The 23,404-nt window shown below is 55.0% G+C and carries 24 protein-coding genes; 19 read left to right on the top strand and 5 right to left on the bottom strand.

The window, feature by feature from the left end; translation table 11 throughout:
• Positions 1-97: 97 nt before the first annotated feature.
• The 3 genes from WFN61_RS09125 to WFN61_RS09115 all read left to right on the top strand — a co-directional run bounded on the left by WFN61_RS09125 (position 98) and on the right by WFN61_RS09115 (position 1,649).
• Positions 98-466 (top strand): diacylglycerol kinase, encoded by a 369-nt coding sequence (locus WFN61_RS09125; protein ID WP_144816758.1) that lies wholly within the window; start codon positions 98-100, stop codon positions 464-466.
• 108 nt (positions 467-574) lie between these two features.
• Positions 575-1,183 (top strand): transcriptional repressor LexA, encoded by a 609-nt coding sequence (lexA, locus tag WFN61_RS09120; RefSeq protein ID WP_042388880.1) that lies wholly within the window; start codon positions 575-577, stop codon positions 1,181-1,183.
• 256 nt (positions 1,184-1,439) lie between these two features.
• A complete protein-coding gene (locus WFN61_RS09115) occupies positions 1,440-1,649 on the top strand; it encodes a CsbD family protein (RefSeq protein WP_042388878.1) in 210 nt (69 codons plus the stop codon).
• A gap of 77 nt (positions 1,650-1,726) precedes the next feature.
• On the opposite strand, the gene zur is transcribed toward WFN61_RS09115, so the two are convergent.
• A complete protein-coding gene (zur, locus tag WFN61_RS09110) occupies positions 1,727-2,242 on the bottom strand; it encodes a zinc uptake transcriptional repressor Zur (RefSeq protein ID WP_144816755.1) in 516 nt (171 codons plus the stop codon).
• A 352-nt stretch (positions 2,243-2,594) separates the two neighbouring features.
• On the opposite strand from zur, the gene WFN61_RS09105 reads away from it, so the two are divergent.
• The 5 genes from WFN61_RS09105 (at position 2,595) to pspG (ending at position 6,826) form a co-directional block, all read left to right on the top strand.
• Complete coding sequence (locus WFN61_RS09105; RefSeq protein ID WP_144816753.1) at positions 2,595-3,911, top strand: conjugal transfer protein TraF; 1,317 nt, start codon at positions 2,595-2,597, stop codon at positions 3,909-3,911.
• 156 nt (positions 3,912-4,067) lie between these two features.
• Positions 4,068-4,385, top strand: a complete 318-nt coding sequence (locus tag WFN61_RS09100) for a type II toxin-antitoxin system RelE/ParE family toxin (protein ID WP_144816751.1) — start codon at positions 4,068-4,070, stop codon at positions 4,383-4,385.
• Between the two features lie 75 nt (positions 4,386-4,460).
• Positions 4,461-4,757 (top strand): NadS family protein, encoded by a 297-nt coding sequence (nadS, locus tag WFN61_RS09095; RefSeq protein ID WP_144816749.1) that lies wholly within the window; start codon positions 4,461-4,463, stop codon positions 4,755-4,757.
• Positions 4,758-5,453: 696 nt separating this feature from the next.
• Positions 5,454-6,452 (top strand): tRNA dihydrouridine(20/20a) synthase DusA, encoded by a 999-nt coding sequence (gene dusA / locus WFN61_RS09090; RefSeq protein ID WP_337038561.1) that lies wholly within the window; start codon positions 5,454-5,456, stop codon positions 6,450-6,452.
• Positions 6,453-6,583: 131 nt separating this feature from the next.
• Positions 6,584-6,826, top strand: a complete 243-nt coding sequence (gene pspG, locus WFN61_RS09085) for an envelope stress response protein PspG (RefSeq protein ID WP_042388868.1) — start codon at positions 6,584-6,586, stop codon at positions 6,824-6,826.
• Between the two features lie 302 nt (positions 6,827-7,128).
• Here the strand turns inward: pspG and WFN61_RS09080 are convergent, their stop codons facing one another.
• On the bottom strand, positions 7,129-8,112 hold the full coding sequence (locus WFN61_RS09080; RefSeq protein WP_144816742.1) for a quinone oxidoreductase: 984 nt from the start codon (positions 8,110-8,112) through the stop codon (positions 7,129-7,131).
• 105 nt (positions 8,113-8,217) lie between these two features.
• Here WFN61_RS09080 and dnaB point away from each other — a divergent pair, with 105 nt between their 5' ends.
• The 6 genes from dnaB to WFN61_RS09050 all read left to right on the top strand — a co-directional run bounded on the left by dnaB (position 8,218) and on the right by WFN61_RS09050 (position 13,824).
• On the top strand, positions 8,218-9,624 hold the full coding sequence (gene dnaB, locus WFN61_RS09075; protein ID WP_042388864.1) for a replicative DNA helicase: 1,407 nt from the start codon (positions 8,218-8,220) through the stop codon (positions 9,622-9,624).
• A gap of 151 nt (positions 9,625-9,775) precedes the next feature.
• A complete protein-coding gene (gene alr / locus WFN61_RS09070; RefSeq protein ID WP_257758626.1) occupies positions 9,776-10,855 on the top strand; it encodes an alanine racemase in 1,080 nt (359 codons plus the stop codon).
• Between the two features lie 119 nt (positions 10,856-10,974).
• Positions 10,975-12,171: an aromatic amino acid transaminase gene (gene tyrB, locus WFN61_RS09065; RefSeq protein WP_337038560.1), complete on the top strand. Its 1,197-nt coding sequence runs from the start codon at positions 10,975-10,977 to the stop codon at positions 12,169-12,171.
• Positions 12,172-12,235: 64 nt separating this feature from the next.
• A complete protein-coding gene (aphA, locus tag WFN61_RS09060) occupies positions 12,236-12,946 on the top strand; it encodes an acid phosphatase AphA (RefSeq protein ID WP_337038559.1) in 711 nt (236 codons plus the stop codon).
• 105 nt (positions 12,947-13,051) lie between these two features.
• On the top strand, positions 13,052-13,474 hold the full coding sequence (locus WFN61_RS09055) for a secondary thiamine-phosphate synthase enzyme YjbQ (RefSeq protein WP_144816734.1): 423 nt from the start codon (positions 13,052-13,054) through the stop codon (positions 13,472-13,474).
• The gene (locus tag WFN61_RS09050) at positions 13,471-13,824 is read left to right on the top strand and encodes an MmcQ/YjbR family DNA-binding protein (RefSeq protein ID WP_337038558.1); all 354 of its coding nucleotides are present in this window, start codon (positions 13,471-13,473) and stop codon (positions 13,822-13,824) included. The genes WFN61_RS09055 and WFN61_RS09050 overlap by 4 nt, the downstream gene beginning before the upstream one ends.
• Here the strand turns inward: WFN61_RS09050 and uvrA are convergent, their stop codons facing one another.
• A complete protein-coding gene (uvrA, locus tag WFN61_RS09045; protein WP_337038557.1) occupies positions 13,825-16,650 on the bottom strand; it encodes an excinuclease ABC subunit UvrA in 2,826 nt (941 codons plus the stop codon).
• 261 nt (positions 16,651-16,911) lie between these two features.
• Here uvrA and ssb1 point away from each other — a divergent pair, with 261 nt between their 5' ends.
• Positions 16,912-17,451, top strand: a complete 540-nt coding sequence (gene ssb1, locus WFN61_RS09040; protein WP_144816727.1) for a single-stranded DNA-binding protein SSB1 — start codon at positions 16,912-16,914, stop codon at positions 17,449-17,451.
• Positions 17,452-17,515: 64 nt separating this feature from the next.
• Here the strand turns inward: ssb1 and WFN61_RS09035 are convergent, their stop codons facing one another.
• Positions 17,516-17,797: a YjcB family protein gene (locus WFN61_RS09035; RefSeq protein ID WP_144816725.1), complete on the bottom strand. Its 282-nt coding sequence runs from the start codon at positions 17,795-17,797 to the stop codon at positions 17,516-17,518.
• A 466-nt stretch (positions 17,798-18,263) separates the two neighbouring features.
• On the opposite strand from WFN61_RS09035, the gene WFN61_RS09030 reads away from it, so the two are divergent.
• On the top strand, positions 18,264-19,829 hold the full coding sequence (locus WFN61_RS09030) for an EAL domain-containing protein (protein WP_257758622.1): 1,566 nt from the start codon (positions 18,264-18,266) through the stop codon (positions 19,827-19,829).
• Between the two features lie 10 nt (positions 19,830-19,839).
• Here the strand turns inward: WFN61_RS09030 and soxS are convergent, their stop codons facing one another.
• Positions 19,840-20,163 (bottom strand): superoxide response transcriptional regulator SoxS, encoded by a 324-nt coding sequence (soxS, locus tag WFN61_RS09025; RefSeq protein ID WP_042388822.1) that lies wholly within the window; start codon positions 20,161-20,163, stop codon positions 19,840-19,842.
• An 86-nt stretch (positions 20,164-20,249) separates the two neighbouring features.
• Here soxS and soxR point away from each other — a divergent pair, with 86 nt between their 5' ends.
• The 3 genes from soxR to WFN61_RS09010 all read left to right on the top strand — a co-directional run bounded on the left by soxR (position 20,250) and on the right by WFN61_RS09010 (position 23,369).
• Complete coding sequence (gene soxR / locus WFN61_RS09020) at positions 20,250-20,720, top strand: redox-sensitive transcriptional activator SoxR (protein WP_144816721.1); 471 nt, start codon at positions 20,250-20,252, stop codon at positions 20,718-20,720.
• A 290-nt stretch (positions 20,721-21,010) separates the two neighbouring features.
• Entirely contained in the window at positions 21,011-21,679 is a 669-nt protein-coding gene (locus WFN61_RS09015) for a glutathione S-transferase family protein (RefSeq protein ID WP_337038556.1), read from the top strand.
• 340 nt (positions 21,680-22,019) lie between these two features.
• Entirely contained in the window at positions 22,020-23,369 is a 1,350-nt protein-coding gene (locus WFN61_RS09010; RefSeq protein WP_144816715.1) for an NCS2 family permease, read from the top strand.
• Positions 23,370-23,404: the final 35 nt, after the last annotated feature.

The following is a 23,404-nucleotide window of genomic DNA, read 5'->3' as shown; positions in this document are numbered from 1 at the left end:
TTGCGCCGCAAGAATATCAGAAAGCGCGCAGAATATCTTTTGTACCTCGGTACGCTCGCATAGACATTGATGATAATTACATAAAAAGGTTCTTTTGATGGCCAATAATACCACTGGTTTAACCCGAATCATTAAAGCTGCAGGGTACTCATGGAAGGGCGTTCGTGCGGCATGGCTCAATGAGGCCGCCTTCCGCCAGGAGGCCGTGGCGGTGATCCTCGCTATTGTTATCGCCTGCTGGCTCGACGTAGACGCTATTACCCGCGTGCTGCTCATTGGGTCCGTAGTGCTGGTAATGATAGTGGAGATCCTGAACAGCGCGATCGAAGCGGTTGTTGACCGCATTGGCACTGATTTTCATGAGCTTTCCGGCCGGGCCAAAGACATGGGCTCAGCGGCGGTGCTGATGTCTATCCTGCTTGCGCTGGCAACCTGGGGCATGCTGCTCTGGCCACATTACCGCTAAGGTGCGCAAAATCGGGCTTGTGCGGCGGTTTTGCTCAAAATTTGGTTTCAAAAACAGTTTTTGCTGTATATACTCACAGCATAACTGTATATACACCCAGGGGGCGGGATGAAAGCGTTAACAGCCAGGCAGCAAGAGGTGTTTGATCTCATTCGCGATCACATCAGCCAGACCGGCATGCCGCCGACGCGTGCTGAGATTGCGCAGCGTTTGGGATTCCGTTCGCCAAACGCGGCGGAAGAACACCTGAAAGCGCTGGCGCGTAAAGGGGTTCTTGAGATTGTTTCCGGCGCATCGCGCGGGATCCGACTGCTGCAGGAAGAGGAAGAGGGGCTGCCGTTGATTGGCCGCGTCGCTGCCGGTGAGCCGCTGCTGGCGCAGCAGCATATTGAAGGCCACTACCAGGTCGATCCCTCCCTGTTTAAGCCCAGCGCTGATTTCCTGCTGCGGGTTAGCGGGATGTCGATGAAAGATATCGGCATCATGGATGGCGATCTGCTGGCAGTACATAAAACTCAGGAAGCGCGTAACGGCCAGGTGATCGTGGCACGTATTGATGATGAAGTGACGGTAAAGCGGCTGAAAAAGCAGGGCAATACCGTACAGCTGCTGCCTGAAAACAGCGACTTCGATCCTATCGTTGTTGACCTGCGTCAGCAGAACTTCAGTATTGAAGGGCTGGCGGTCGGCGTTATTCGCAACGGCGAATGGCTCTGATATCCTGTAAGTGCCTGTGGCAGCTCGCTTTATCCTGCCACAGCGCTTAATCTATTTTTTTGTTCCTGCATTTGCTCCCTCTTTTTTTGCCCTCTCTTCCTGTTGTTTGTTTGCCTCTGAATGGTTAAATATTCCGAATAAATCCCACCTTAGAAAATCCTTAGCTACAATTATTATCACGTTCAGCAGATAACGAACGTAACGAAGGACCAACGAATATTGCTATTCAACACCGAACGATGATGAGGATACCATTATGAATAAAGACGAAGTCGGCGGTAACTGGAAACAGTTCAAAGGTAAAGCGAAAGAGCAATGGGGCAAATTAACGGACGATGATATGACCGTTATTGAAGGTAAACGCGACCAGCTGGTCGGTAAAATTCAAGAACGTTACGGTTATCAGAAAGACCAGGCCGAGAAAGAAGTCGGCGAATGGGAAACTCGTAACGAGTATCGCTGGTAATCACGCTAGGTTGACAGCTTGAATGCCCTGCCCGACGGTACAAGGATGTACCGACCCTTCCTGCTCTACCTCGAAGCCTAACGCGGTTTTTTCTTCACTAAGATGCTGTGATCGTGCTGGCACTCGCCCTGATGACGACAGGCTTCCACTTCCGAACACGCTGCACAAAGCCCGTGCGCCTCAATAACGTTATGCCGTAGCGCAAAGCCCATCTTTGCCGCTAGCGCATGCATGATATCTTCCACGCCCTCAGCCGCTTCCTCTTTTACCACGCCACAGCGATCGCAGATGAACATCGCCGACGTATGCGTGGGCTGATCGAAGAGGTGACACAGCACGTAGCTGTTTGTCGACTCAACCTTATGCACAAATCCCTGCTCCAGCAGGAAGTCGAGAGCGCGATAAACCGTTGGCGGCTTGGCCTGCGGCTCAGAGACACGCAAAAGATCGAGTAAATCGTAAGCGCTGATCGCACCCTGTTGCAGGCTCATCAGGCGTAGAACCTCAAGGCGCTGCGGGGTCAGGCGCACGTTGCGCTGCGCGCACAGCGTTTCAGCATGTGCCAGCATCTGCTGCGAAGTGGTCTTATCCATTGGGCATCCTCAAGTGACGTAATGTAATAACGTTGAAACTGCTACTTTACCATATCCTGTGGCGAACGCCGAGATCCACGCCATCCTTCCGCCCGCAAGAGGCCTTACCCCTGGCATTTACCTGAAATTTTCAACGCCCGTAGTAGAAAAACTTCCCCAATCGAATTTCCTCCTCTATAAGTAAAGAGTCTTTATAAAAAGACGCAGATTGTTACGAATAAAAATATTCTCATGCAGGTAAAAAACGAATTAGCTGCATTTAGCATCGCTTTTCACAGCAATAGTTCACCTCTCGCCAGGCGATAACTGGCAGGGCATAAATCGACCTTTGATCAATAAGACAGGGCAAACTGTGAAAAAAATTTTTAAGCTTTCAGTGGTAACACTTGCGGTCTCTTTTGGAGTAGTCACTCAGGCAGGGGCAGCGAATACATGGGCAGAAGCACGTAGTGATGCCATGGGCGGAACCGGTGTCGCATCCGCCAGCTACGGCAGTGGCGTACTGATTAACCCGGCACTGCTGGCGAAGGCCAAACCGGATGATAATGTGACTGTCATCCTGCCAAGCGTCCAGGCACAGATTACAGATAAAGATAATTTGCAGGACGAAATCGATGATATTAACGACAAAGTTGACTATTACGATGACGTCATTGATAACCTGACCACGGCGCAAATTATTGCGAATCCGCTGGGCACTATTGATCAGTTCCAGGGAGCAGCACGCGACCTCGCCGACGAGCTGGATTTCCTGAAGGGTAAAACGGCGCACGCTAATGCCGCTGCGGGCATTGCGGTCAGCATCCCCAACGACGTTCTCTCCTTTGCATTCGTAACCAAAGCCTATGCGCATGCGCGCGTGAGCTCTGCTATCGACCAGCAGGATATTAACTATCTGCGCAATATTCAAAACAGCGACCTGGTTGCGGCAGGCGTGGCGCTGAACGCTGCGCTCTCTCCATCCGGCTCGGATGAGATCACCCGTAACCTGAACTCTACTGCATCTGGACGGGCCGCTATCGTCTCCGATTATGGCGTGGCCGTGGCGCGTCAGTTCCAGTTTGGCGACGTGCCGGTCTCTATCGGCGTAACGCCGAAGCTGCAAAAAACCTGGCTGTTCAACTACACCACCTCTATCTACGACTACGACAGCAGCGACTTCAACAGCAGCCGCTATCGTAACGACGATACCGGCTTCAACGTTGATGCCGGTATTGCCGCTGACTTTGGTGATAACTGGACCGTAGGCCTGAGCGGGCAGAACCTGATCTCTCGTGATATCGATACCAAAGATATCCAGATCCGCAACGGCCGCACCGGGGAAGTACGCAACTACAAAGATACCTACCAGATCAGCCCGGTGGTGACCGCAGGTCTGGCGTGGCACACGGATCTGGTGACCCTCAGCGCCGATGGCGATGTAACCGAAACCAAAGGCTTTAAGAGCGAAGAGGCTTCCCAGTACGTTGGCGTGGGTGCTGAAGTGCGTCCGCTTGACTGGCTGGCGGTGCGTGCGGGCTACCGTGCCGATGTGAAAGGGGACGACAGCAACGTCGCCACCGCCGGTATCGGCTTTGCGCCGTTTAACCGTGTTCACGTCGATCTGATGGGTCTGTACGGCGAAGATGAAACCTGGGGCGCAGGTGCGCAGCTCAGCCTGACGTTCTAATGATCTATCCGCCGGAGGCGCAATGCCTCCGGCGTGCTGTTCAAATTACTTCTCTCCTGACGTATCTTAAGATGTACTGAGTACATTAAATCGCTTGTTATATGTACTGAGTACACATAAAATGACTTAAAAGTCGCGAGCATGTCAGGGAACGAGATGTACACTTTTATTGAACTACATGGTTTTAGTAAGCGGCGTCATGCACTTATGCCGGATGATGAGTTCCGAGCGTTTCAGGAGGTGTTAATTGAAAATCCTGAAGCCGGAGACACTATTTCGGGCACCGGAGGATTTCGGAAAATTCGTTGGAGCCGTCCAGGCATAGGGAAGCGCGGTGGTGTGCGGGTAATTTATTACCATATAACGAGTAAAGGACGAATCTATCTGGCTCTGGTATATCCTAAAAATGAGCAGAATGATTTAACGGAAGAACAAAAGAAAGTGCTGAAGCAGTTATGCAATATGCTGGTGTAACGCTGAGGTTCTGTAACTCCCATATGGGTAAAGTAACAGGCCCGATGCGGCGTCAACAAGGGCGATGAGGTACAGATGAAAGACGAGTTGTTTGCCGATCTGCTGGCCAGTGCAGAAGAAATGATAAAAATTGAAAAAGGTGAATTAACGCCAGAGCCCCAGCATGTTCATACGTTTAGTCCGATCGACGTTAAAGCTATCCGCAAAGCGACCGGGCTAAAACAGCAGGATTTTGCAGCGGCCGTTGGCGTCAGCTACGATCTTGTAAAAAGTTGGGAAACAAAACGGCGTCAGCCGACCGGCGCGCCGCGAAAGTTGCTGCTGTTATTGCAGATTAATCCTTTTATTATCAATCAGCTTAAAGCTATTTAATGCTGTGATGCACTTGTTCAGGTGCATCATTTTGATTAATTTATTATTAAAGCTTTTATTCAATAGTGCCTGTCAGCTAAAGCGTATCTTTTATGGACTAAAGAAATGTTCAGCCACGAATTTTGCCAGGACCATTAAAAAAACGAAAGCGCACGAGCACATACAAAGAAGTGTAATTCTGTAATACCCATGCATCCAGCTATAGAGATCGCCTGGGATGCTATCAAAGAAATTGTATACTTCTTTATTATCATTCCACATGAAAAGGGGGGCTTTCTTTTTCAAAAGACAGAGAAAGTAATAAACAAGCGTAAAAGAGCCGAAAAAACCCATTAAAGAGTGGAAATGATAGGGGGCATAAAACGAGAAGCCACGATCATGGTATAACTCAATGAGCTGGTTATACTTTTTTTTGTTTGCACCAAAAAAGAAGAAGAGAAAAGCAAAGCAAAAAAAACCTACCCATACGGCAGCTAATCCCAAATAAGAAAACCAAAGAGACATACGCTTAATCCTTAAGTCGTCAGAGAAACACACTCCCTGAACAGGTCTTGCGTCTGATAATCCGCTGTTCAGCACCTTGTATTACAAGATATCCGGGGCATAGTTTATGCACAATGTTCCGGCGTGCTGTTCAGGCGAAATGAGTATGCTATAGTAGCGCCCCTTTTCCATTTTGATGAAAAAACGTACGCTATGCCGCCAGTCACGCCCGCTACCGCCTTCGCCGCCCACCGCTTCTCCATCGCGCCCATGCTCGACTGGACAGACCGACACTGCCGCTATTTTTTGCGTCTGCTGTCGCGGGAGACGCTGCTCTACACCGAGATGGTGACTACCGGGGCGATTATTCACGGCAAAGGCGACTACCTGGCCTACAGCGACGAAGAGCATCCCGTGGCGCTTCAGCTGGGCGGCAGCGATCCGGCGCAGCTGGCCCACTGTGCGAAACTGGCCGAATCCCGCGGCTACGATGAGATCAACCTCAACGTTGGTTGTCCGTCCGATCGCGTGCAGAACGGCATGTTCGGGGCCTGCCTGATGGGCAATGCGCAGCTGGTGGCCGACTGCATCAAAGCCATGCGCGACGTGGTCTCTATTCCGGTGACGGTGAAGACCCGCATCGGCATTGACGATCAGGACAGCTATGAATTCCTTTGCAGCTTTATTGATACCGTTTCCGGCAGGGGCGAGTGTGAGACGTTTATTATCCATGCCCGCAAGGCCTGGCTCTCTGGGCTCAGTCCCAAAGAGAACCGCGAGATCCCGCCCCTGGACTACCCGCGTGTCTATCAGCTTAAGCGCGATTTTCCACACCTGACTATGTCCATCAACGGCGGTATTAAATCGCTGGAAGAGGCGAAGGCGCACCTTGAGCATATGGATGGGGTGATGGTCGGGCGTGAGGCGTATCAAAACCCAGGCATCCTGGCTGCGGTTGACCGTGAGATTTTTGGCGTAGCGCGTGAAGATGCCGATCCGGTTGCGGTGGTGCGGGCCATGTATCCGTATATCGAGCGTGAGCTGAGCAGCGGGGCCTATCTCGGGCATATTACTCGCCATATGCTGGGGCTTTTCCAGGGCGTTCCCGGCGCGCGCCAGTGGCGTCGCTATCTGAGTGAAAATGCGCATAAAGCAGGGGCAGATATTAACGTGCTGGAGCAGGCGCTGAAGCTGGTCGCAGATAAGCGTTAAAAATTCGCTAAAAGTTAGCTAAATTCACCACGCCTCGCAGCACTCTGCGGGGCGTTTTGCTTTATTATCAATAAATTACACTCTGGCACGATTCTTGTAATAGGTTGGGTAACTATTAAGGGGGAAAAGCCATGCTGGAACTACTGTTTGTGATTGGATTTTTTATGATGCTGTTGGTAACGGGCGTCTCGCTGCTGGGCATTATTGTTGCTCTGGCAGTGGCCACGGCGCTGATGTTCGTCGGTGGGTTGTTTGCGTTGATGTTTAAACTGCTGCCCTGGCTGCTGCTGGCGGTGGCCATCGTCTGGGTTATCCGGGCGGTGAAAAAGCCAAAACTGCCGCTGTATCAGCGTAATAGCCGCTGGCGTTACTAAGTTATGCGGTCTTGATCACAACCTGGCATTTTTCTCTGGCAGGTTCAGCCAAACCGCATAGGATTTAGGTATCGAATCTGTCACTATTGCGCGTCTTTTGAATTCATCGAGCTGTACCCTACATACAGCCGAACTAAAAAAAGAAAGGGCTTCCTTAAGGGAAGCCCTAATTCTTTTCCCTCGTCATACTTCAAGCAGCCGGTGCGTTGGCTGCGCTTACTCGCCCCAGTCACTTACCTATGTAAGCTCCTGGGGACTCGCGCACTTGCCGCCTTCCTGCTACTCGAATTATTTAGAGGGAATCAGGGGATTAGCAAACTCGATCCCTGCGTTGACCGACTCTCCAGCGTCTCGTGCGCGCGCTGCGCCTCCGCCAGCGGGAACTTCTGATCTTCCGCCACGTCTACCTTAATCACGCCGCTGGCAATCAGTGAAAACAGCTCGTTGCTCGCCTCCTCCAGCTCCTCCCGGTTAGTGATGTAACCCTGAAGGGAAGGGCGGGTGGCATACAGGGAACCTTTCTGGTTAAGAATGCCGAGGTTAACGCCGGTGACCGGGCCAGAGGCATTGCCGAAGCTGACCATCAGGCCGTGACGCTGCAAGCAGTCCAGCGAGGACTCCCAGGTATCTTTTCCTACCGAGTCATAGACCACGCGCACCTTTTTACCGCCGGTGATCTCCTTAACGCGCTCAACGATGCTCTCTTCGCGGTAGTTAATCACCTGCCACGCGCCGGCCTGCAACGCCCGCTGCGCCTTCTGCGCGCTACCCACGGTGCCGATCAGCTTCCCGCCCAGCGCCTTGGACCACTGGCAGGCAATAAGCCCTACGCCGCCCGCCGCCGCATGGAACAGAAACGGCTCGTCGGGCTTGATCTCATAGGTTTTACGCAGCAGATAGAAGACCGTCAGTCCTTTCAGGAACGAGGCGGCCGCCTGCTCAAAGGAGATCGCATTTGGCAGCAGAGCGACCTTATCCGCAGGCACGTTGTGCACCGAGCTGTAGGCACCCAGCGCTGACTGGGCATAGACCACCCGATCGCCTGCCTTAATGTGGCTAACGTTTTTACCCACTTTGCTCACTACGCCTGCCGCCTCTGTACCGAGACCGCTTGGCAACGCCGGCGGCGGATAGAGGCCGCTGCGGATGTAGGTATCGATATAGTTGATACCAATAGCCTTGTTCTCGACCTGCACCTCGTTCTCTGCCGGATCGGTGGGGGTAAACTCCACCGCTTTTAATACCTCAGGGCCACCATGCTTGTGAAATTCAACTCTTGTTGCCATGTTTCCTCCCAAAGATCCTAAGCCAGGGTATCATTAGGGTCGGGTGTCATAATCCAAAATATGATAAAGTTTCGACCCACAATTTATCTCGGTACTCCATTCACTATGGCAGGAAATAAACCCTTCAACAAACAGACTGAACCCCGCGACATGCAAGTCGAGGGGATGAAAGTGCCGCCACACTCAATCGAAGCGGAGCAGTCGGTGTTGGGCGGTTTAATGCTGGATAACGAACGCTGGGACGACGTTGCCGAGCGCGTTGTAGCGGAAGATTTCTATACCCGTCCACATCGGCATATTTTCACTGAGATGCATCGCCTGCAGGAGATGAGCAAGCCCATCGACCTGATCACCCTGGCGGAGTCGCTGGAGCAGCAGGGCCAGCTGGACAGCGTAGGCGGTTTTGCCTATCTGGCAGAGCTATCGAAAAATACGCCAAGCGCGGCGAACATCAGTGCCTATGCCGACATCGTCCGCGAACGTGCGGTGGTGCGCGAGATGATCTCGGTGGCTAACGAAATCGCCACCGCGGGCTTTGATCCGCAGGGCCGTACCAGCGAAGACCTGCTCGATCTCGCCGAGTCCCGCGTTTTCCAGATTGCCGAAAACCGGGCCAATAAAGACGAAGGGCCGAAAAGCATCGATCAGATCCTTGAGGCCACCGTTGCGCGTATTGAGCAGCTGTTTCAACAGCCCCACGACGGCGTTACCGGCGTTGATACCGGCTATCAGGATCTGAATAAGAAAACGGCGGGCCTGCAACGTTCGGATCTGATCATCGTGGCGGCGCGTCCGTCGATGGGTAAAACCACCTTCGCCATGAACCTGTGCGAAAACGCCGCGATGCTGCAGGATAAGCCAGTGCTGATCTTCAGCCTGGAGATGCCTGCCGAGCAGATCATGATGCGTATGCTGGCGTCGCTCTCCCGCGTCGATCAGACCCGCATCCGTACCGGCCAGCTTGACGATGAGGACTGGGCGCGTATCTCCGGCACCATGGGTATTCTGCTCGAGAAGCGTAACATGTATATCGACGACTCCTCTGGCCTGACGCCGACCGAGGTGCGCTCCCGCGCCCGCCGGATTTTCCGCGAGCATGACGGCCTGAGCATGATCATGATCGACTACCTGCAGCTGATGCGCGTTCCGTCGCTCTCCGACAACCGTACGCTGGAGATTGCGGAGATCTCCCGCTCGCTGAAGGCGCTGGCGAAAGAGTTACAGGTGCCGGTCGTGGCCCTGTCGCAGCTTAACCGCTCCCTGGAGCAGCGTGCCGATAAGCGCCCGGTCAACTCCGACCTGCGTGAATCCGGCTCTATCGAACAGGATGCCGACCTGATCATGTTTATCTACCGTGATGAGGTGTACCACGAGAACAGCGATCTGAAAGGCATCGCGGAAATTATTATTGGTAAGCAGCGTAACGGCCCGATTGGTACGGTACGCCTGACCTTTAACGGGCAGTGGTCGCGCTTTGATAACTATGCGGGACCACAGTATGACGATGAGTAATCTCTGTCACCCTTCAAACTACAGGTGTGTTAGCTGCGCTCGCTCACCCCAGTCACTTACTTCAGTAAGCTCCTGGGGATTCACTTGCTTGCTGCCTTCCTGTAGCTCGAATGATTTAAGAGATTCATATTTCTATCAATGAAGGATTAACATGCAAGCGGCAACCGTAGTAGTCAACCGCCGCGCTCTGCGACACAATCTGCAACGCCTGCGCGAGCTGGCTCCCGCCAGCAAACTGGTTGCAGTGGTGAAAGCGAACGCTTATGGACACGGTCTCCTGGAGACCGCGCGAACGCTCCCCGACGCCGACGCCTTTGGCGTTGCCCGTCTCGAAGAGGCCCTAACCCTGCGTGCGGGCGGCATTACCCAGCCCATTCTGCTGCTGGAGGGGTTCTTTTCTGCCGACGATCTCTCTACGCTCTCCCTGCACAAGCTGCATACCGCCGTGCACAATATTGAGCAGCTGGAGGCGCTGGAGAGTGCGGCGCTGCCTGAACCCATCACCGTCTGGATGAAGCTCGATACCGGCATGCATCGGCTGGGTGTGCGCCCTGAAGAGGCCAGCGCGTTCTACCAGCGTCTTTGCGCCTGTAAAAACGTGCGCCAGCCGGTGAATATCGTTAGCCACTTTGCCCGGGCCGATGAGCCAGAGTGTGGTGCAACCGAGCAGCAGCTGGATATCTTTAACACCTTCACCGAAGGCAAGCCGGGCCTGCGCTCTATTGCGGCCTCCGGCGGCATTCTGCTCTGGCCGCAGGCCCATTTTGACTGGGTCCGTCCTGGCATCATTCTTTATGGCGTCTCGCCGCTGGATCAAAAGCCCTGGGGCGCTGACTTTGGCTTTCAGCCGGTCATGTCCCTGACTTCAACGCTGATCGCCGTGCGTCCGCACCGTGCGGGTGAGCCAGTAGGCTACGGCGGAACCTGGACCAGCGAGCGCGATACGCGTCTCGGCGTGGTGGCGATGGGCTACGGCGATGGCTATCCCCGCGCCGCGCCGTCCGGTACGCCGGTGCTGATCAACGGCCGCGAAGTGCCTATCGTCGGGCGCGTGGCGATGGATATGATCTGCGTTGACCTTGGGCCAGAGGCCCAGGAGCGTACAGGCGATCCGGTTGTGATGTGGGGCGACGGGCTACCGGTAGAGCGCATCGCTGAGATTACAAAAGTAAGTGCTTACGAACTTATTACGCGACTGACGTCTCGGGTCGCGATGCAATATGTAGATTAATGTTTGCGCCCGGCGGCGCTGCGCTTGCCGGGCCTACAAATGCTAACAACTCCTCGATCTCTATCCGCTTCCGGTTTATTGTGTTTGAAACCCCGCCTGTAAACCTGGAGAACCACCGCGTGTTTCAAAACGTTGACGCCTACGCTGGCGACCCCATTCTGACGCTGATGGAGCGTTTCAAAGAAGATCCCCGTAGCGATAAGGTAAACCTCAGCATCGGCCTGTACTACAACGAAGACGGCCTGATCCCACAGCTGCAGGCAGTGGCCGAAGCGGAGGCGCGCCTGAACGCCCAGCCGCATGGCGCATCGCTCTATCTGCCAATGGAAGGCCTGCCGGGCTATCGTCACACCATCGCGCCGCTGCTGTTTGGTGCTGAACATCCGGTGCTGAAGGCGAACCGCGTTGCGACTATCCAGACGCTCGGTGGCTCCGGCGCGCTGAAGGTGGGTGCCGATTTCCTGAAGCGCTACTTCCCTGACTCCGGCGTCTGGGTTAGCGATCCGACCTGGGAAAACCACATCGCCATCTTTGAAGGGGCCGGATTCGAAGTAAGTACTTACCCGTGGTTTGATAGCGAAACCAACGGCGTGCGCGTTGACGCCCTGCTGGAAAAACTGCAAACCCTACCCGCCCGCAGTATCGTTCTGCTGCATCCGTGCTGCCATAACCCAACCGGGGCTGACCTGACCAATCCTCAGTGGGACGCAGTCATCGAGGTGCTGAAAGCGCGCGAGCTGATCCCGTTCCTCGACATCGCCTATCAGGGCTTTGGCGCCGGCATGGAAGAGGATGCCTACGCTATTCGCGCCATCGCCGATGCTGGTCTGCCAGCGCTGGTGAGCAACTCCTTCTCGAAGATCTTCTCGCTCTACGGCGAGCGCGTCGGCGGCCTGTCTATCATTTGTGACGATGCCGACACCGCCGGGCACGTGCTGGGGCAACTGAAAGCCACCGTACGCCGCAACTACTCCAGTCCGCCAAACTTTGGCGCGCAGCTGGTGGCCACCGTGCTGGGTGATGCAACCCTGAAAGCCCAGTGGCTGGCGGAAGTTGAAGCGATGCGCCTGCGCATCTCTGCCATGCGCCATGAGCTGGTGAACGTGTTGCGCGAGGCGGTGCCGGGGCATAATTTTGACTATCTGTTACAGCAGCGCGGCATGTTCAGCTATACCGGGCTGAGCGCAGCGCAGGTTACCCGCCTGCGTGAAGAGTTTGGTGTCTACCTGATTGCCAGCGGACGTATGTGCCTGGCGGGCCTGAATAGCAGTAATGTGCACCGCGTCGCACAGGCCTTTGCCGCTGTGATGGCATAATACGCGCCTTCCCCGGTGTAATGCCGGGGAAAATCCTGCCTGATTATCACGTTTAAGGATGAATATGCGTAAAATGCCTCTCGCACTCAGTGCATTCTGTCTGCTGTTTACCGTAGGCGCTGCCAGCGCGCACGCCTCCGTTCCCTCGCCGCTCTATCCGGGAACCAACGTTGCGAAACTGGCTGAGCAAGCCCCCATTCACTGGGTCTCCGTCGCGCAAATTGAAAATAGCCTCCAGGGCCGCCCGCCGATGGCCGTTGGGTTTGATATCGATGATACCGTGCTCTTCTCCAGCCCAGGCTTCTGGCGGGGCAAAGAGACCTTTTCACCGCAGAGCGAAGCGTATCTGCACAATCCTGAATTCTGGGAGAAGATGAACAACGGCTGGGATGCGTTCAGCATTCCGAAAGAGGTGGCGCGGACGCTGATCGCTATGCACGTCAAACGTGGCGATGCGATCTATTTCGTGACCGGGCGTAGCCAGACCAAAACCGAGACCGTGTCAAAAACGCTACAGGATGATTTTCAAATCCCCGCTGCGAATATGAATCCGGTGATCTTTGCCGGTGACCAGCCGGGCCAGAACACCAAAACCCAGTGGCTGCAGGATAAGCACATTAAGATGTTCTACGGCGACTCGGATAACGACATCCGCGCCGCTCGTGAAGTGGGTGCACGGGGCATTCGCGTGCTGCGCGCCTCTAACTCTACCTACCGGCCCCTGCCGCAGGCGGGAATATATGGCGAAGAGGTCATCGTCAACTCTGAGTATTGATCGGCAAAAGGCAATCGCCAGGTTGCCTTATTTTCTTCCTTTTCTGGCTGTTCTGCCCTACGTGTTACACACTTAGCATCAGGTGAAATAACTCTGGAGCACGCTATGTGGTATCAACAAACTCTCAGGCTTGGCGCAAAGCCACGCGGTTTCCATCTGGTGACGGACGAGGTGCTGGAACAGCTTCCTTCCCTTAACCGCATCAAAACGGGTTTGTTGCACCTCTTGCTACAGCACACCTCCGCCTCTCTCACGCTGAATGAAAACTGCGATCCCACCGTGCGTCATGATATGGAGCAGCATTTTCTGCAGGCGGTGCCGGACAGTGCCCGCTACGAGCACGACGCTGAGGGGCCGGACGATATGCCCTCCCATATTAAATCCTCGACGCTTGGCGTATCGCTGCTGCTACCGGTGCAAAACGGCCGCGTACAGCTGGGGACATGGCAGGGTATCTGGTTAGGAGAGCACCGCATTCACGGCGGGTCACGCAAAATCATCGCAACACTACAAGGGGAAGAGAAATGATCAATTCGGAACTGCTGCCCTACTGCATGGGTAAACCAGGCGCGGAGCAGAGCGTACACAGTGACTGGAAGGCTACGCAGATCAAAGTGGCAGACGTGCTGTTTGCGATGGTGCATGACATTGATAACCGCCCGGCGGTGTCGCTGAAAACCAGTCCGGAACTGGCCGAGCTGCTGCGCAGCGAAAATGCAGATGTACGGCCAAGCGCGCGTCTGAACAAAGCGCACTGGAGCACGGTTTTTCTTGATGGGTCGCTGCCCGATTCGCAGATTTACTACCTGGTAGATGCGTCTTACAAGCTGGCGGTGGAAGCGCTGCCTGACGCGGTCAGGCAGCAGCTTTCCGTCTAACTATTTCAGCATCGGTTTAAGGAAGCGGGCAGTGTGCGAGGCTTCGCACTCTGCGACCGTTTCCGGCGTACCGGAGACGAGGATCTCGCCGCCGCCGCTGCCCCCTTCCGGACCGAGATCGACAATCCAGTCCGCCGTTTTGATCACGTCGAGGTTGTGTTCAATAACGACGATGGTGTTGCCCTGATCGCGCAGCTGGTGGAGCACTTCCAGCAGCTGCTGGATGTCAGCAAAGTGCAGGCCAGTGGTCGGTTCGTCCAGAATATAGAGCGTCTGACCTGTACCGCGTTTTGACAGCTCACGCGCCAGCTTCACGCGCTGCGCCTCACCGCCCGAAAGCGTGGTGGCAGACTGGCCGAGACGGATGTAGGAGAGTCCCACGTCCATCAGGGTTTGCAGCTTCCGCGCCAGCGCCGGAACGGCATCAAAGAACTCACGCGCCTCTTCGATGGTCATATCCAGCACTTCATGGATGCTCTTGCCCTTGTATTTGATCTCCAGCGTTTCGCGGTTATAGCGTTTGCCTTTGCACTGGTCGCACGGCACATAGATATCCGGCAGGAAGTGCATCTCGACCTTGATCACGCCGTCGCCCTGACAGGCCTCGCAGCGCCCGCCGCGCACGTTAAAGCTGAAACGCCCCGGGGTGTACCCGCGCGAGCGTGATTCCGGCACGCCGGCAAACAGCTCACGTACCGGCGTAAAGACGCCGGTATAGGTAGCCGGGTTTGAGCGCGGAGTACGACCAATTGGGCTTTGGTCGATATCGATCACCTTGTCGAAGTGCTCCAAGCCCTGAACCTCACGGTAGGGTGCCGGCTCGGCAATGGTCGCACCGTTAAGCTGGCGCTGGGCAATCGGGAATAGCGTATCGTTGATCAGCGTCGATTTACCCGAGCCGGAGACGCCGGTGATGCAGGTAAACAGGCCTACCGGCAGGGTCAGCGTAACGTCCTTCAGGTTGTTACCGCGCGCGCCGGAGAGCTTCAGCACCTTCGACGGATCGGCAGGTACGCGATCTTTCGGTACGGAGATCTGCCGCTTGCCGCTCATGAACTGGCCGGTTAGCGACTCCGGTACCGCCATGATGGCATCCAGCGGGCCTTCCGCCACTACCTGACCGCCGTGAACGCCTGCGCCTGGACCGATATCAATTACGTGGTCGGCGGCGCGGATAGCGTCCTCATCATGCTCAACGACAATCACCGTGTTGCCGAGGTCGCGCAGGTGGATCAGCGTGCCCAGCAGGCGTTCGTTGTCGCGCTGGTGCAGACCGATGGACGGCTCATCCAGCACGTACATCACCCCGACCAGGCCGGCACCGATCTGGCTTGCCAGACGGATGCGCTGCGCTTCACCCCCGGAGAGGGTCTCCGCCGAGCGGGAGAGAGTCAGGTAGTTGAGACCGACGTTTACCAGGAACTTCAGACGGTCGCCAATCTCCTTCAGCACCTTCTCGGCGATCTTCGCCCGCTGGCCTGCCAGCTTAAGGTTGTTGAAGAAGTCCATTGCGTGGCCGATGCTCATGTCGGAGATCGCCGGCAGCGGCGTGTCCTCAACGAAGACGTGGCGGGCTTCACGACGCAGGCGCGTGCCGTCACAGGAGGCGCACGGACGGTTGCTGATAAACTTCGCCAGCTCTTCACGTACCGCACTGGACTCGGTCTCTTTGTAACGGCGCTCCATGTTGTGCAGAACGCCTTCAAACGGATGGCGGCGCACGGAGGTGTCCCCGCGATCGTTCATGTACTTGAATTCGATGCTCTCTTTACCGGAGCCGAACAGCACCACTTTTTGCACCGACGCGCTCAGGCTTTCCCAGGCATCATCAACGTCAAACTTATAGTGATCCGCCAGCGAGCGCAGCATCTGGAAGTAGTAGAAGTTACGGCGATCCCAGCCGCGGATCGCGCCGCCGGACAGCGACAGCTCCGGGTTCTGGATCACGCGGTCTGGATCGAAATACTGCTGTACGCCCAACCCGTCACAGGTCGGGCAGGCACCGGCCGGGTTGTTGAAGGAGAACATGCGCGGTTCCAGCTCGTTCATGCTGTAGCCGCAGATCGGGCAGGCAAAGTTAGCGGAGAAGAGCAGCTCTTCCACCTTCTCATCGTCCATATCGGCAACAATCGCCGTCCCGCCGGAGAGATCCAGCGCGGTTTCAAACGACTCGGCCAGGCGCTGGGTCAGATCGTCCCGCACCTTGAAGCGGTCGATGACCACTTCAATAGTATGTTTTTTATGCAGTTCAAGACTCGGCGGATCCGAGAGGTCGCACACTTCACCATCGATACGCGCACGGATATAGCCCTGGCTTGCCAGGTTCTCCAGCGTCTTGGTGTGCTCACCCTTACGCTCTTTGATGATCGGTGCGAGCAGCATCAGGCGTTTGCCTTCCGGCTGCGATAGCACGTTATCCACCATCTGGCTGACGGTCTGCGCATCCAGCGGCACGTTGTGATCCGGGCAGCGCGGCTCGCCTACGCGGGCAAACAGCAGACGCAGGTAGTCGTGGATCTCGGTAATGGTCCCGACGGTAGAGCGTGGGTTATGCGAGGTCGACTTCTGCTCAATAGAGATCGCGGGCGAGAGCCCTTCGATATGATCGACATCCGGCTTTTCCATTAACGACAGGAACTGGCGCGCATAGGCGGAGAGCGATTCAACGTAGCGACGCTGACCTTCGGCATAGAGGGTGTCGAAAGCCAGAGATGATTTACCTGAACCTGAAAGCCCGGTGACGACGATAAGTTTGTCGCGTGGGATAACGAGGTTGATATTCTTGAGATTGTGGGTGCGCGCGCCCCGTACTTCTATCTTATCCATTCACCTTTCCCGGTAAGAGACTCGGCGCTCGGTATGTTTGAAGGACATCCGGCGAACTGAACTGAAACGGTTAATTATGACACAAAAAAACCTGAATGGATATACAGTATAAGAATGCATCCCAGGCGCATTTGTGCGAAAATAGCGCATGGCGGGCGGATTACTGGAATCCTTCTCGCAAGGTATCAAAGCGTCGCTTGGTAAGTTACAATCGCGCGCTTACACTATTGAGATTAAGAAACGTATTCAGGAGACACAACCATGGCCAGCAGAGGCGTAAACAAGGTGATTCTCGTCGGTAATCTGGGCCAGGACCCGGAAGTACGCTACATGCCGAATGGGGGCGCAGTAGCCAACATTACGCTGGCTACTTCCGAATCCTGGCGTGATAAAGCGACCGGTGAGATGAAAGAGCAGACCGAATGGCACCGCGTTGTGCTGTTTGGCAAACTGGCCGAGGTGGCCGGTGAGTATCTGCGTAAAGGTTCTCAGGTTTACATCGAAGGTGCCCTGCGTACCCGCAAATGGACCGATCAGTCCGGCGTGGAAAAATACACCACTGAAGTGGTGGTGAACGTGGGCGGCACCATGCAGATGCTCGGCGGCCGTCAGGGCGGCGGTGCACCGGCAGGCGGTCAGCAGGGCGGTGGCCAGCAGGGCGGTTGGGGTCAGCCTCAGCAGCCGCAGGGCGGCAACCAGAACCAGTTCAGCGGCGGCGCACAGCAGCGTCCGCAGCAGTCCACTCCGGCACCGTCTAACAACGAGCCGCCGATGGACTTTGATGACGACATTCCGTTCTGAGTGCGCGCTAAGCTCGCGTAAACCATAAAAAAACCCCGACGCGTCGGGGTTTTTGTTTTTTTACTCAGGTCATGACCACGGGCCACTCTGGCGGGGCGTGGCTGGCGACTTCAATCATTATGCTTTCGATGTTGTGCCAGATAGTCGCCACGTCGACCAGGGTAATGCCGAGCAGCCCGGTGGCGAACCAGCAGGCCGCTACTACGCCGAGGCCGCTACTGACGACCGCCAGCCCTATGTAGTCAGATTTACGGAATTTGATGTTCAGCGAGCTGGCTAAAAACATCAGGATTGCGCTCATAAGCTGCCAGCGCAGCAGGACAACGCTGGTGGTAAAGGTAGCCATTTTCTGTACTTTGTTTCATCAGATGTATCACAATATATGTGAACTATATCACATTTGTTCTTTTATTAGCCAGTCGCGGCGTGCGCTTTTTGCAGGGTCTTTAACCACTTAAATTGTGCGGGAATAAGTGCGGGCATTATTCGCTCAACATGTGTTTCCACAGACGAAAAAATAGACGCAGCGCGCATCCTTTTTTATTGCCCTGGCAGTTTGGCTTAATCAGCGATCCCCTGTGGCGTAACGAAAAACCGGCAATGATAGCTGGATAATTATTTTCCTTAATATAAACAGGGCGAACACTTTTAGTTTGGCTTACGGACAAATATTATCGTCATAACCAAATATTAGGTTATTAATGATAAAAGTCGGTTGCTAATGTCTGATGATTCATGCAACGTAATCACCTGTTTATCAAAGCTTCCTGCCGACAATGCAGGCACACATCAAGCAGGGATATAGGGCGGAAATGAATCATAGCGCACGCCGCAAGGCGCTAAGGATTGTCGGGATCATCATGGTAGTTTTGCTGCCTGTGATGCTGGCGCTATGGTTTGCTCACATCCGTGCCGTTAAAGAGACCGGCATACAGCTGCGTTCATTTGCGCAACTTGCACTGGATAAAACCGAGCTGGTTATTCAGCAGGTTGATAGCGCTCGCAGCGAAGCAGAGAAATTTAAAGGCCGGATCTGTTCGCCAGCGCATCGCTATAATATGCTCAATATTATCCGCGGGCAGCTCTACGTTGCTGATATAATATACGCCAACGGCAATCGTTTTTTATGTTCCACCTCACTGGCGCCCGCCGAACCCTATATTATTCCCGCAGCGGAATATACGCGTTCTCCGGATATCTCCAACTACTATTATCGTGACACGCCGTTTTATGCTGGCTATAAGATGGTCTATATGCAGCGCGGTCATTATGCGATAGTAGTCAATCCGCTGGCCTATAGCGAAGTCATGTCGGATGACCCCTCGCTGGCCTACGGCCTGTATGACACGATAACCAAGGCGTTCTTCTCGGTGAGCCCAACGGCAGATGCCCGGGTACTGGCAGGTTTGATACAGAATAACGATTTTACCTTTCAGCATGCCGGGCGTTTCTATACCATCGCCAACTCTGAAAAGCGCCCCATAGCGATTATTGTCTCCACCTCCAGCGATCGCTATTTCCAGTTTCTCTATCACCAGGCGACGCTCACCCTGCCGCTGGGGATGATTTGCAGCATCATTATTTTGCTAATGTGGTCCCGAACCCACCAGGAAATTAATTCGCCGCGCCGTCTATTGCATCGCGCCTTGCTAAAACGCCAGCTGCGGCTCAATTATCAACCAATTATTGATATTAAAACCGGCCAGTGCGTGGGGGCCGAAGCGCTGTTACGCTGGCCTGGTTTTGAAGGGCAGGTGATGAGCCCGGCGGAATTCATACCGCTAGCCGAAAAAGAGGGGCTCATTGAACGGGTAACCGATTATGCGGTTGAGGAAGTCTTCGCTGATTTAGGCCGTTTCTTATCAGAAAATCCGCAGCTGTATATCTCAATTAACCTATCCGCTTCGGACTTCCACTCCTCTCGCCTGATTGCTTTAATTTCTGATAAAGCCCAACAGCATGCCGTCAAGGCTCAGCAAATTAAAATTGAAGTTACCGAGCGTGGATTTATCGATGTGCCGAAAACAACGCCGGTTATCCAGGCGTTTCGTCAGGCGGGATATGAGGTGGCGATTGATGATTTTGGTACCGGTTATTCCAACCTGCACAATTTATATTCGCTGAACGTCGATATTCTGAAAATCGATAAATCCTTTATCGATACCCTGACCACCAACAGTACCAGCCATCTGATTGCGGAACACATCATTGAGATGGCACAAAGCTTACGCCTCAAGATCATTGCCGAAGGTGTGGAAACCTCAGAGCAGGTGACCTGGCTATTAAAGCGTGGCGTGCAGTATTGCCAGGGCTGGTACTTCGCAAAGGCCCTGTCGCCGCAGGACTTTATGGCGTGGACCCGGCAGTCGCTGCGCTGATTTGCCTGCGCTACATCTGATGCCGGTAATCGCTCGGCGTGCGGTCAAACTCCCGACGGAACACGCGGGAAAAGGTCTGCTGCGAGACGTACCCCAGCTCCATCGCAATATCAAAGATTGGCCGCTGCGTCGTGCGTAGCGCCTCTGCCGCCATTACCAGCCGCCGCTGACGGATATAATCCCCCAGCGTCTGGTGAGTCACCGCACGAAACATCCGCTGCAAATACCATTTGGAGTATCCGGATTTCTGCGCCACTACATCAATGTTCAGGGGTTGGTCGATATGTTCATCAATCCATTCAATAAGCGTTTGAATAATTTGCTGATGGGACATACTGCTGCCTCTTTTTCAGTGCTGAAGTCGTCGTTTGGTCTGAAGCGGAGTATAATTCCTCAAGTTAACTTGAGGTAAAGAGCTTTATGGAAAAGAAATTGCCGCGCATAAAAGCGATGCTGACCCCTGGCGAGGTGGCGAGGCGTAGCGGGGTCGCCGTCTCGGCTCTGCACTTTTATGAGAGTAAAGGCTTGATTAAAAGCGTCCGTAATGAGGGCAACCAGCGGCGCTATACCCGTGACGTGCTGCGCTATGTGGCCATCATCAAGATTGCCCAGCGCATCGGTATCCCTCTGGCGACCATCGGCGAAGCGCTGAGCGTGCTGCCCGCGGGCCATACGCTGAATGCCAAAACGTGGGAGCAACTCTCTTCTCAGTGGCGGGAGGAGCTGGACAGACGTATTCATACGCTTGAGGCGCTACGGGACGATCTTAATGGCTGTATCGGCTGTGGCTGTCTGTCGCGCAGCGACTGTCCGCTGCGTAACCCAGGCGACCGGCTGGGAGAGCAGGGAACCGGGGCCCGTCTGTTAGAAGATGAGGCGAACGATAAATAAAACTAAAGCGCCACAAGGGCGCTTTAGTTATTTCCGGTCTTTGTCTTTCGCTCTATCCCGCTCTTTTACAGGAGGGTTTCCCCCGACATCAACACCCCTCGCTCGAACGCGTTGTTGAGGTTCCGGTTTGTATTGACACTTTTAGTCTATGTCACCAGACCGAGATTGCCAGAGATAAGCCCGCCTGTTATGCCGAAATTTTCTGCGGATCATGCGCAATTTTCTATAGTTAGGGGAGGCAAGGGCAAGCCTGACAAGGCCTTATCTCATATCGATAGCAGGAGACAACCGTGATCACTGTACATCATCTTAATCAGTCGCGTTCCCAGCGCGTTCTTTGGGCCCTGGAAGAGCTGGGTCTGCCCTACCAAATTGTGCGCTACCAGCGCGAAAAAACCATGATGGCACCCGAGGCGCTAAAGAGAGTGCATCCGCTGGGGAAATCACCGGTGCTGGATGATAACGGCACCATCGTCGCCGAATCCGGCGCGATCCTCGAACATTTGCAGGAAACCTATGATACCCGCGGTCAGCTCAAGCCAACGGATACGCAACAGAAGCTCCAGTACCGCTTCTGGCTGCACTATGCCGAAGGATCGTTGATGCCCCTTCTGCTCATGAAGCTGGTGTTTGGCAGCCTCGGCAAACCGCCGGTGCCCTTTGGGCTGCGTACCCTGGGCAAAGCGCTGGGGGAGGGCGTGCAAAAAGCCTGGCTCAACAAGCAGCTTGAAACCCATGCGCGCTACATTGAGTCGCAGCTCGGCAGCCAGCCGTGGTTTACCGGCGAGCAGCCCAGCATGGCGGATATTCAGATGAGCTTCCCGGTATTTGCCCTGCTGGCACGCAGCGGCGTCGACCATCTGCCCAACCTGCAGGCGTGGAAAACGCGGGTTGAAAATCGTCCGGCGTGGCAGCGCGCCATCGCCCAGGGCGGCCCTTTCGATCTTCCCGGCGCGTGAGCATGTTAAAAAACGATGGATGAAGAGAGAGGAGTGCGGGCCTGGTCAAAAATGTTGCCAGGTTGCGCATAGACGATAACGTTTGCGCATCCGCTGCCTGGTTTTTCGCCGTCATAAGGGAAATTTAGTAAAAACCGATAAAGTTAAGTTGAAATGCCCCCTGGGAACGCTAGATAATCGTTTGCCTTTTTTACAGCCGTTTTGTTTGCGCGGAGTTAAACGTTTGCTTTTTGTGGCTCTGCTTAGTCACAACCTGTTTCGGAACGATGACGTTTAACGGGCAGTGGATTGTCCACCACGCTAAACAACGAAAAATAAAACTCTTCAGGGGATGTTTTCTATGTCTACGCCTTCAGCGCGTACCGGCGGTTCGCTTGACGCCTGGTTTAAAATTTCTGCTCGTGGCAGCACTGTCCGTCAGGAAGTCGTCGCCGGGTTAACCACCTTCCTCGCGATGGTCTACTCCGTGATCGTCGTTCCAGGCATGTTAGGAAAAGCGGGTTTCCCACCCGCCGCGGTGTTCGTTGCTACCTGTCTGGTGGCCGGTGTGGGCTCTATCGTCATGGGGCTGTGGGCAAACCTGCCGCTGGCCATTGGCTGTGCCATCTCACTGACCGCTTTTACCGCCTTCAGCCTGGTGCTGGGCCAGCAAATTAGCGTCCCGGTCGCCCTTGGCGCAGTGTTCCTGATGGGCGTCCTGTTTACCGTGATCTCCGCTACCGGCATTCGTAGCTGGATCCTGCGCAACCTGCCGCAGGGCGTGGCGCATGGCACTGGGATCGGTATCGGCCTGTTCCTGCTGCTGATCGCCGCCAACGGCGTTGGCCTGGTGGTGAAAAACCCGATTGAAGGGCTGCCGGTGGCGCTGGGCAACTTCGACAGCTTCCCGGTGATGATGTCTCTGATTGGTCTGGCCGTGATTATCGGCCTGGAGAAGCTGAAGGTGCCGGGCGGTATCCTGCTGACCATCATTGGCGTGTCGATTGTGGGTCTGCTTTTCGATCCGACCGTACACTTCTCCGGCATTTTTGCGATGCCGTCGCTGAGCGACGATCAAGGCAACTCGCTGATCGGTAGCCTGGACATCGTTGGCGCGCTGAACCCGCTGGTGCTGCCAAGCGTGCTGGCGCTGGTGATGACGGCGGTGTTCGATGCCACCGGGACTATCCGCGCGGTAGCCGGCCAGGCAAACCTGCTGGATAAAGACGGCCAGATTATCGATGGCGGCAAAGCGCTGACCACCGACTCCCTGAGCAGCGTCTTCTCCGGCCTGGTGGGTGCAGCCCCGGCAGCGGTCTATATCGAATCGGCGGCCGGTACGGCAGCGGGCGGTAAAACCGGGCTGACGGCCATTACCGTTGGTGTGCTGTTCCTGCTGATCCTGTTCCTCTCCCCGCTCTCCTACCTGGTTCCAGCCTACGCCACGGCGCCGGCGCTGATGTACGTTGGCCTGCTGATGCTGAGCAACGTGGCTAAAATCGACTTTGCCGATTTTGTTGATGCGATGGCCGGTCTGATCACCGCTGTCTTTATCGTGCTGACCTGTAACATCGTTACCGGCATCATGATCGGCTTCGCCTCGCTGGTGATTGGCCGCATCGTCTCTGGCGAATGGCGTCGTCTGAATATCGGCACGGTGGTGATTGCCATTGCGCTGGTGGCCTTCTACGCGGGCGGCTGGGCAATCTAAGTCCCTCTGTGCCTTAAAATGGGTGGCTCTGGCCG

This window comes from Pseudescherichia sp. AS216, assembly GCF_037152055.1.
GTDB lineage: Bacteria > Pseudomonadota > Gammaproteobacteria > Enterobacterales > Enterobacteriaceae > Pseudescherichia.
This window is presented reverse-complemented; position numbering and strand designations above follow the sequence as displayed.

Bases quoted from the DNA above. Each gene is read 5' to 3' on its own strand.
- lexA (WP_042388880.1), top strand. From the start codon at position 575: ATGAAAGCGTTAACAGCCAGGCAGCAAGAGGTGTTTGATCTCATTCGC.
- WFN61_RS09100 (WP_144816751.1), top strand. From the start codon at position 4,068: ATGTACACTTTTATTGAACTACATGGTTTTAGTAAGCGGCGTCATGCA.
- WFN61_RS09035 (WP_144816725.1), bottom strand. From the start codon at position 17,797: ATGGCTACCTTTACCACCAGCGTTGTCCTGCTGCGCTGGCAGCTTATG.
- WFN61_RS09115 (WP_042388878.1), top strand. From the start codon at position 1,440: ATGAATAAAGACGAAGTCGGCGGTAACTGGAAACAGTTCAAAGGTAAA.
- pspG (WP_042388868.1), top strand. From the start codon at position 6,584: ATGCTGGAACTACTGTTTGTGATTGGATTTTTTATGATGCTGTTGGTA.
- WFN61_RS09125 (WP_144816758.1), top strand. From the start codon at position 98: ATGGCCAATAATACCACTGGTTTAACCCGAATCATTAAAGCTGCAGGG.
- WFN61_RS09080 (WP_144816742.1), bottom strand. From the start codon at position 8,112: ATGGCAACAAGAGTTGAATTTCACAAGCATGGTGGCCCTGAGGTATTA.
- nadS (WP_144816749.1), top strand. From the start codon at position 4,461: ATGAAAGACGAGTTGTTTGCCGATCTGCTGGCCAGTGCAGAAGAAATG.
- WFN61_RS09010 (WP_144816715.1), top strand. From the start codon at position 22,020: ATGTCTACGCCTTCAGCGCGTACCGGCGGTTCGCTTGACGCCTGGTTT.
- dnaB (WP_042388864.1), top strand. From the start codon at position 8,218: ATGGCAGGAAATAAACCCTTCAACAAACAGACTGAACCCCGCGACATG.
- zur (WP_144816755.1), bottom strand. From the start codon at position 2,242: ATGGATAAGACCACTTCGCAGCAGATGCTGGCACATGCTGAAACGCTG.
- WFN61_RS09055 (WP_144816734.1), top strand. From the start codon at position 13,052: ATGTGGTATCAACAAACTCTCAGGCTTGGCGCAAAGCCACGCGGTTTC.
- WFN61_RS09030 (WP_257758622.1), top strand. From the start codon at position 18,264: ATGAATCATAGCGCACGCCGCAAGGCGCTAAGGATTGTCGGGATCATC.
- soxS (WP_042388822.1), bottom strand. From the start codon at position 20,163: ATGTCCCATCAGCAAATTATTCAAACGCTTATTGAATGGATTGATGAA.
- uvrA (WP_337038557.1), bottom strand. From the start codon at position 16,650: ATGGATAAGATAGAAGTACGGGGCGCGCGCACCCACAATCTCAAGAAT.
- aphA (WP_337038559.1), top strand. From the start codon at position 12,236: ATGCGTAAAATGCCTCTCGCACTCAGTGCATTCTGTCTGCTGTTTACC.
- dusA (WP_337038561.1), top strand. From the start codon at position 5,454: ATGCCGCCAGTCACGCCCGCTACCGCCTTCGCCGCCCACCGCTTCTCC.
- ssb1 (WP_144816727.1), top strand. From the start codon at position 16,912: ATGGCCAGCAGAGGCGTAAACAAGGTGATTCTCGTCGGTAATCTGGGC.
- alr (WP_257758626.1), top strand. From the start codon at position 9,776: ATGCAAGCGGCAACCGTAGTAGTCAACCGCCGCGCTCTGCGACACAAT.
- WFN61_RS09050 (WP_337038558.1), top strand. From the start codon at position 13,471: ATGATCAATTCGGAACTGCTGCCCTACTGCATGGGTAAACCAGGCGCG.
- soxR (WP_144816721.1), top strand. From the start codon at position 20,250: ATGGAAAAGAAATTGCCGCGCATAAAAGCGATGCTGACCCCTGGCGAG.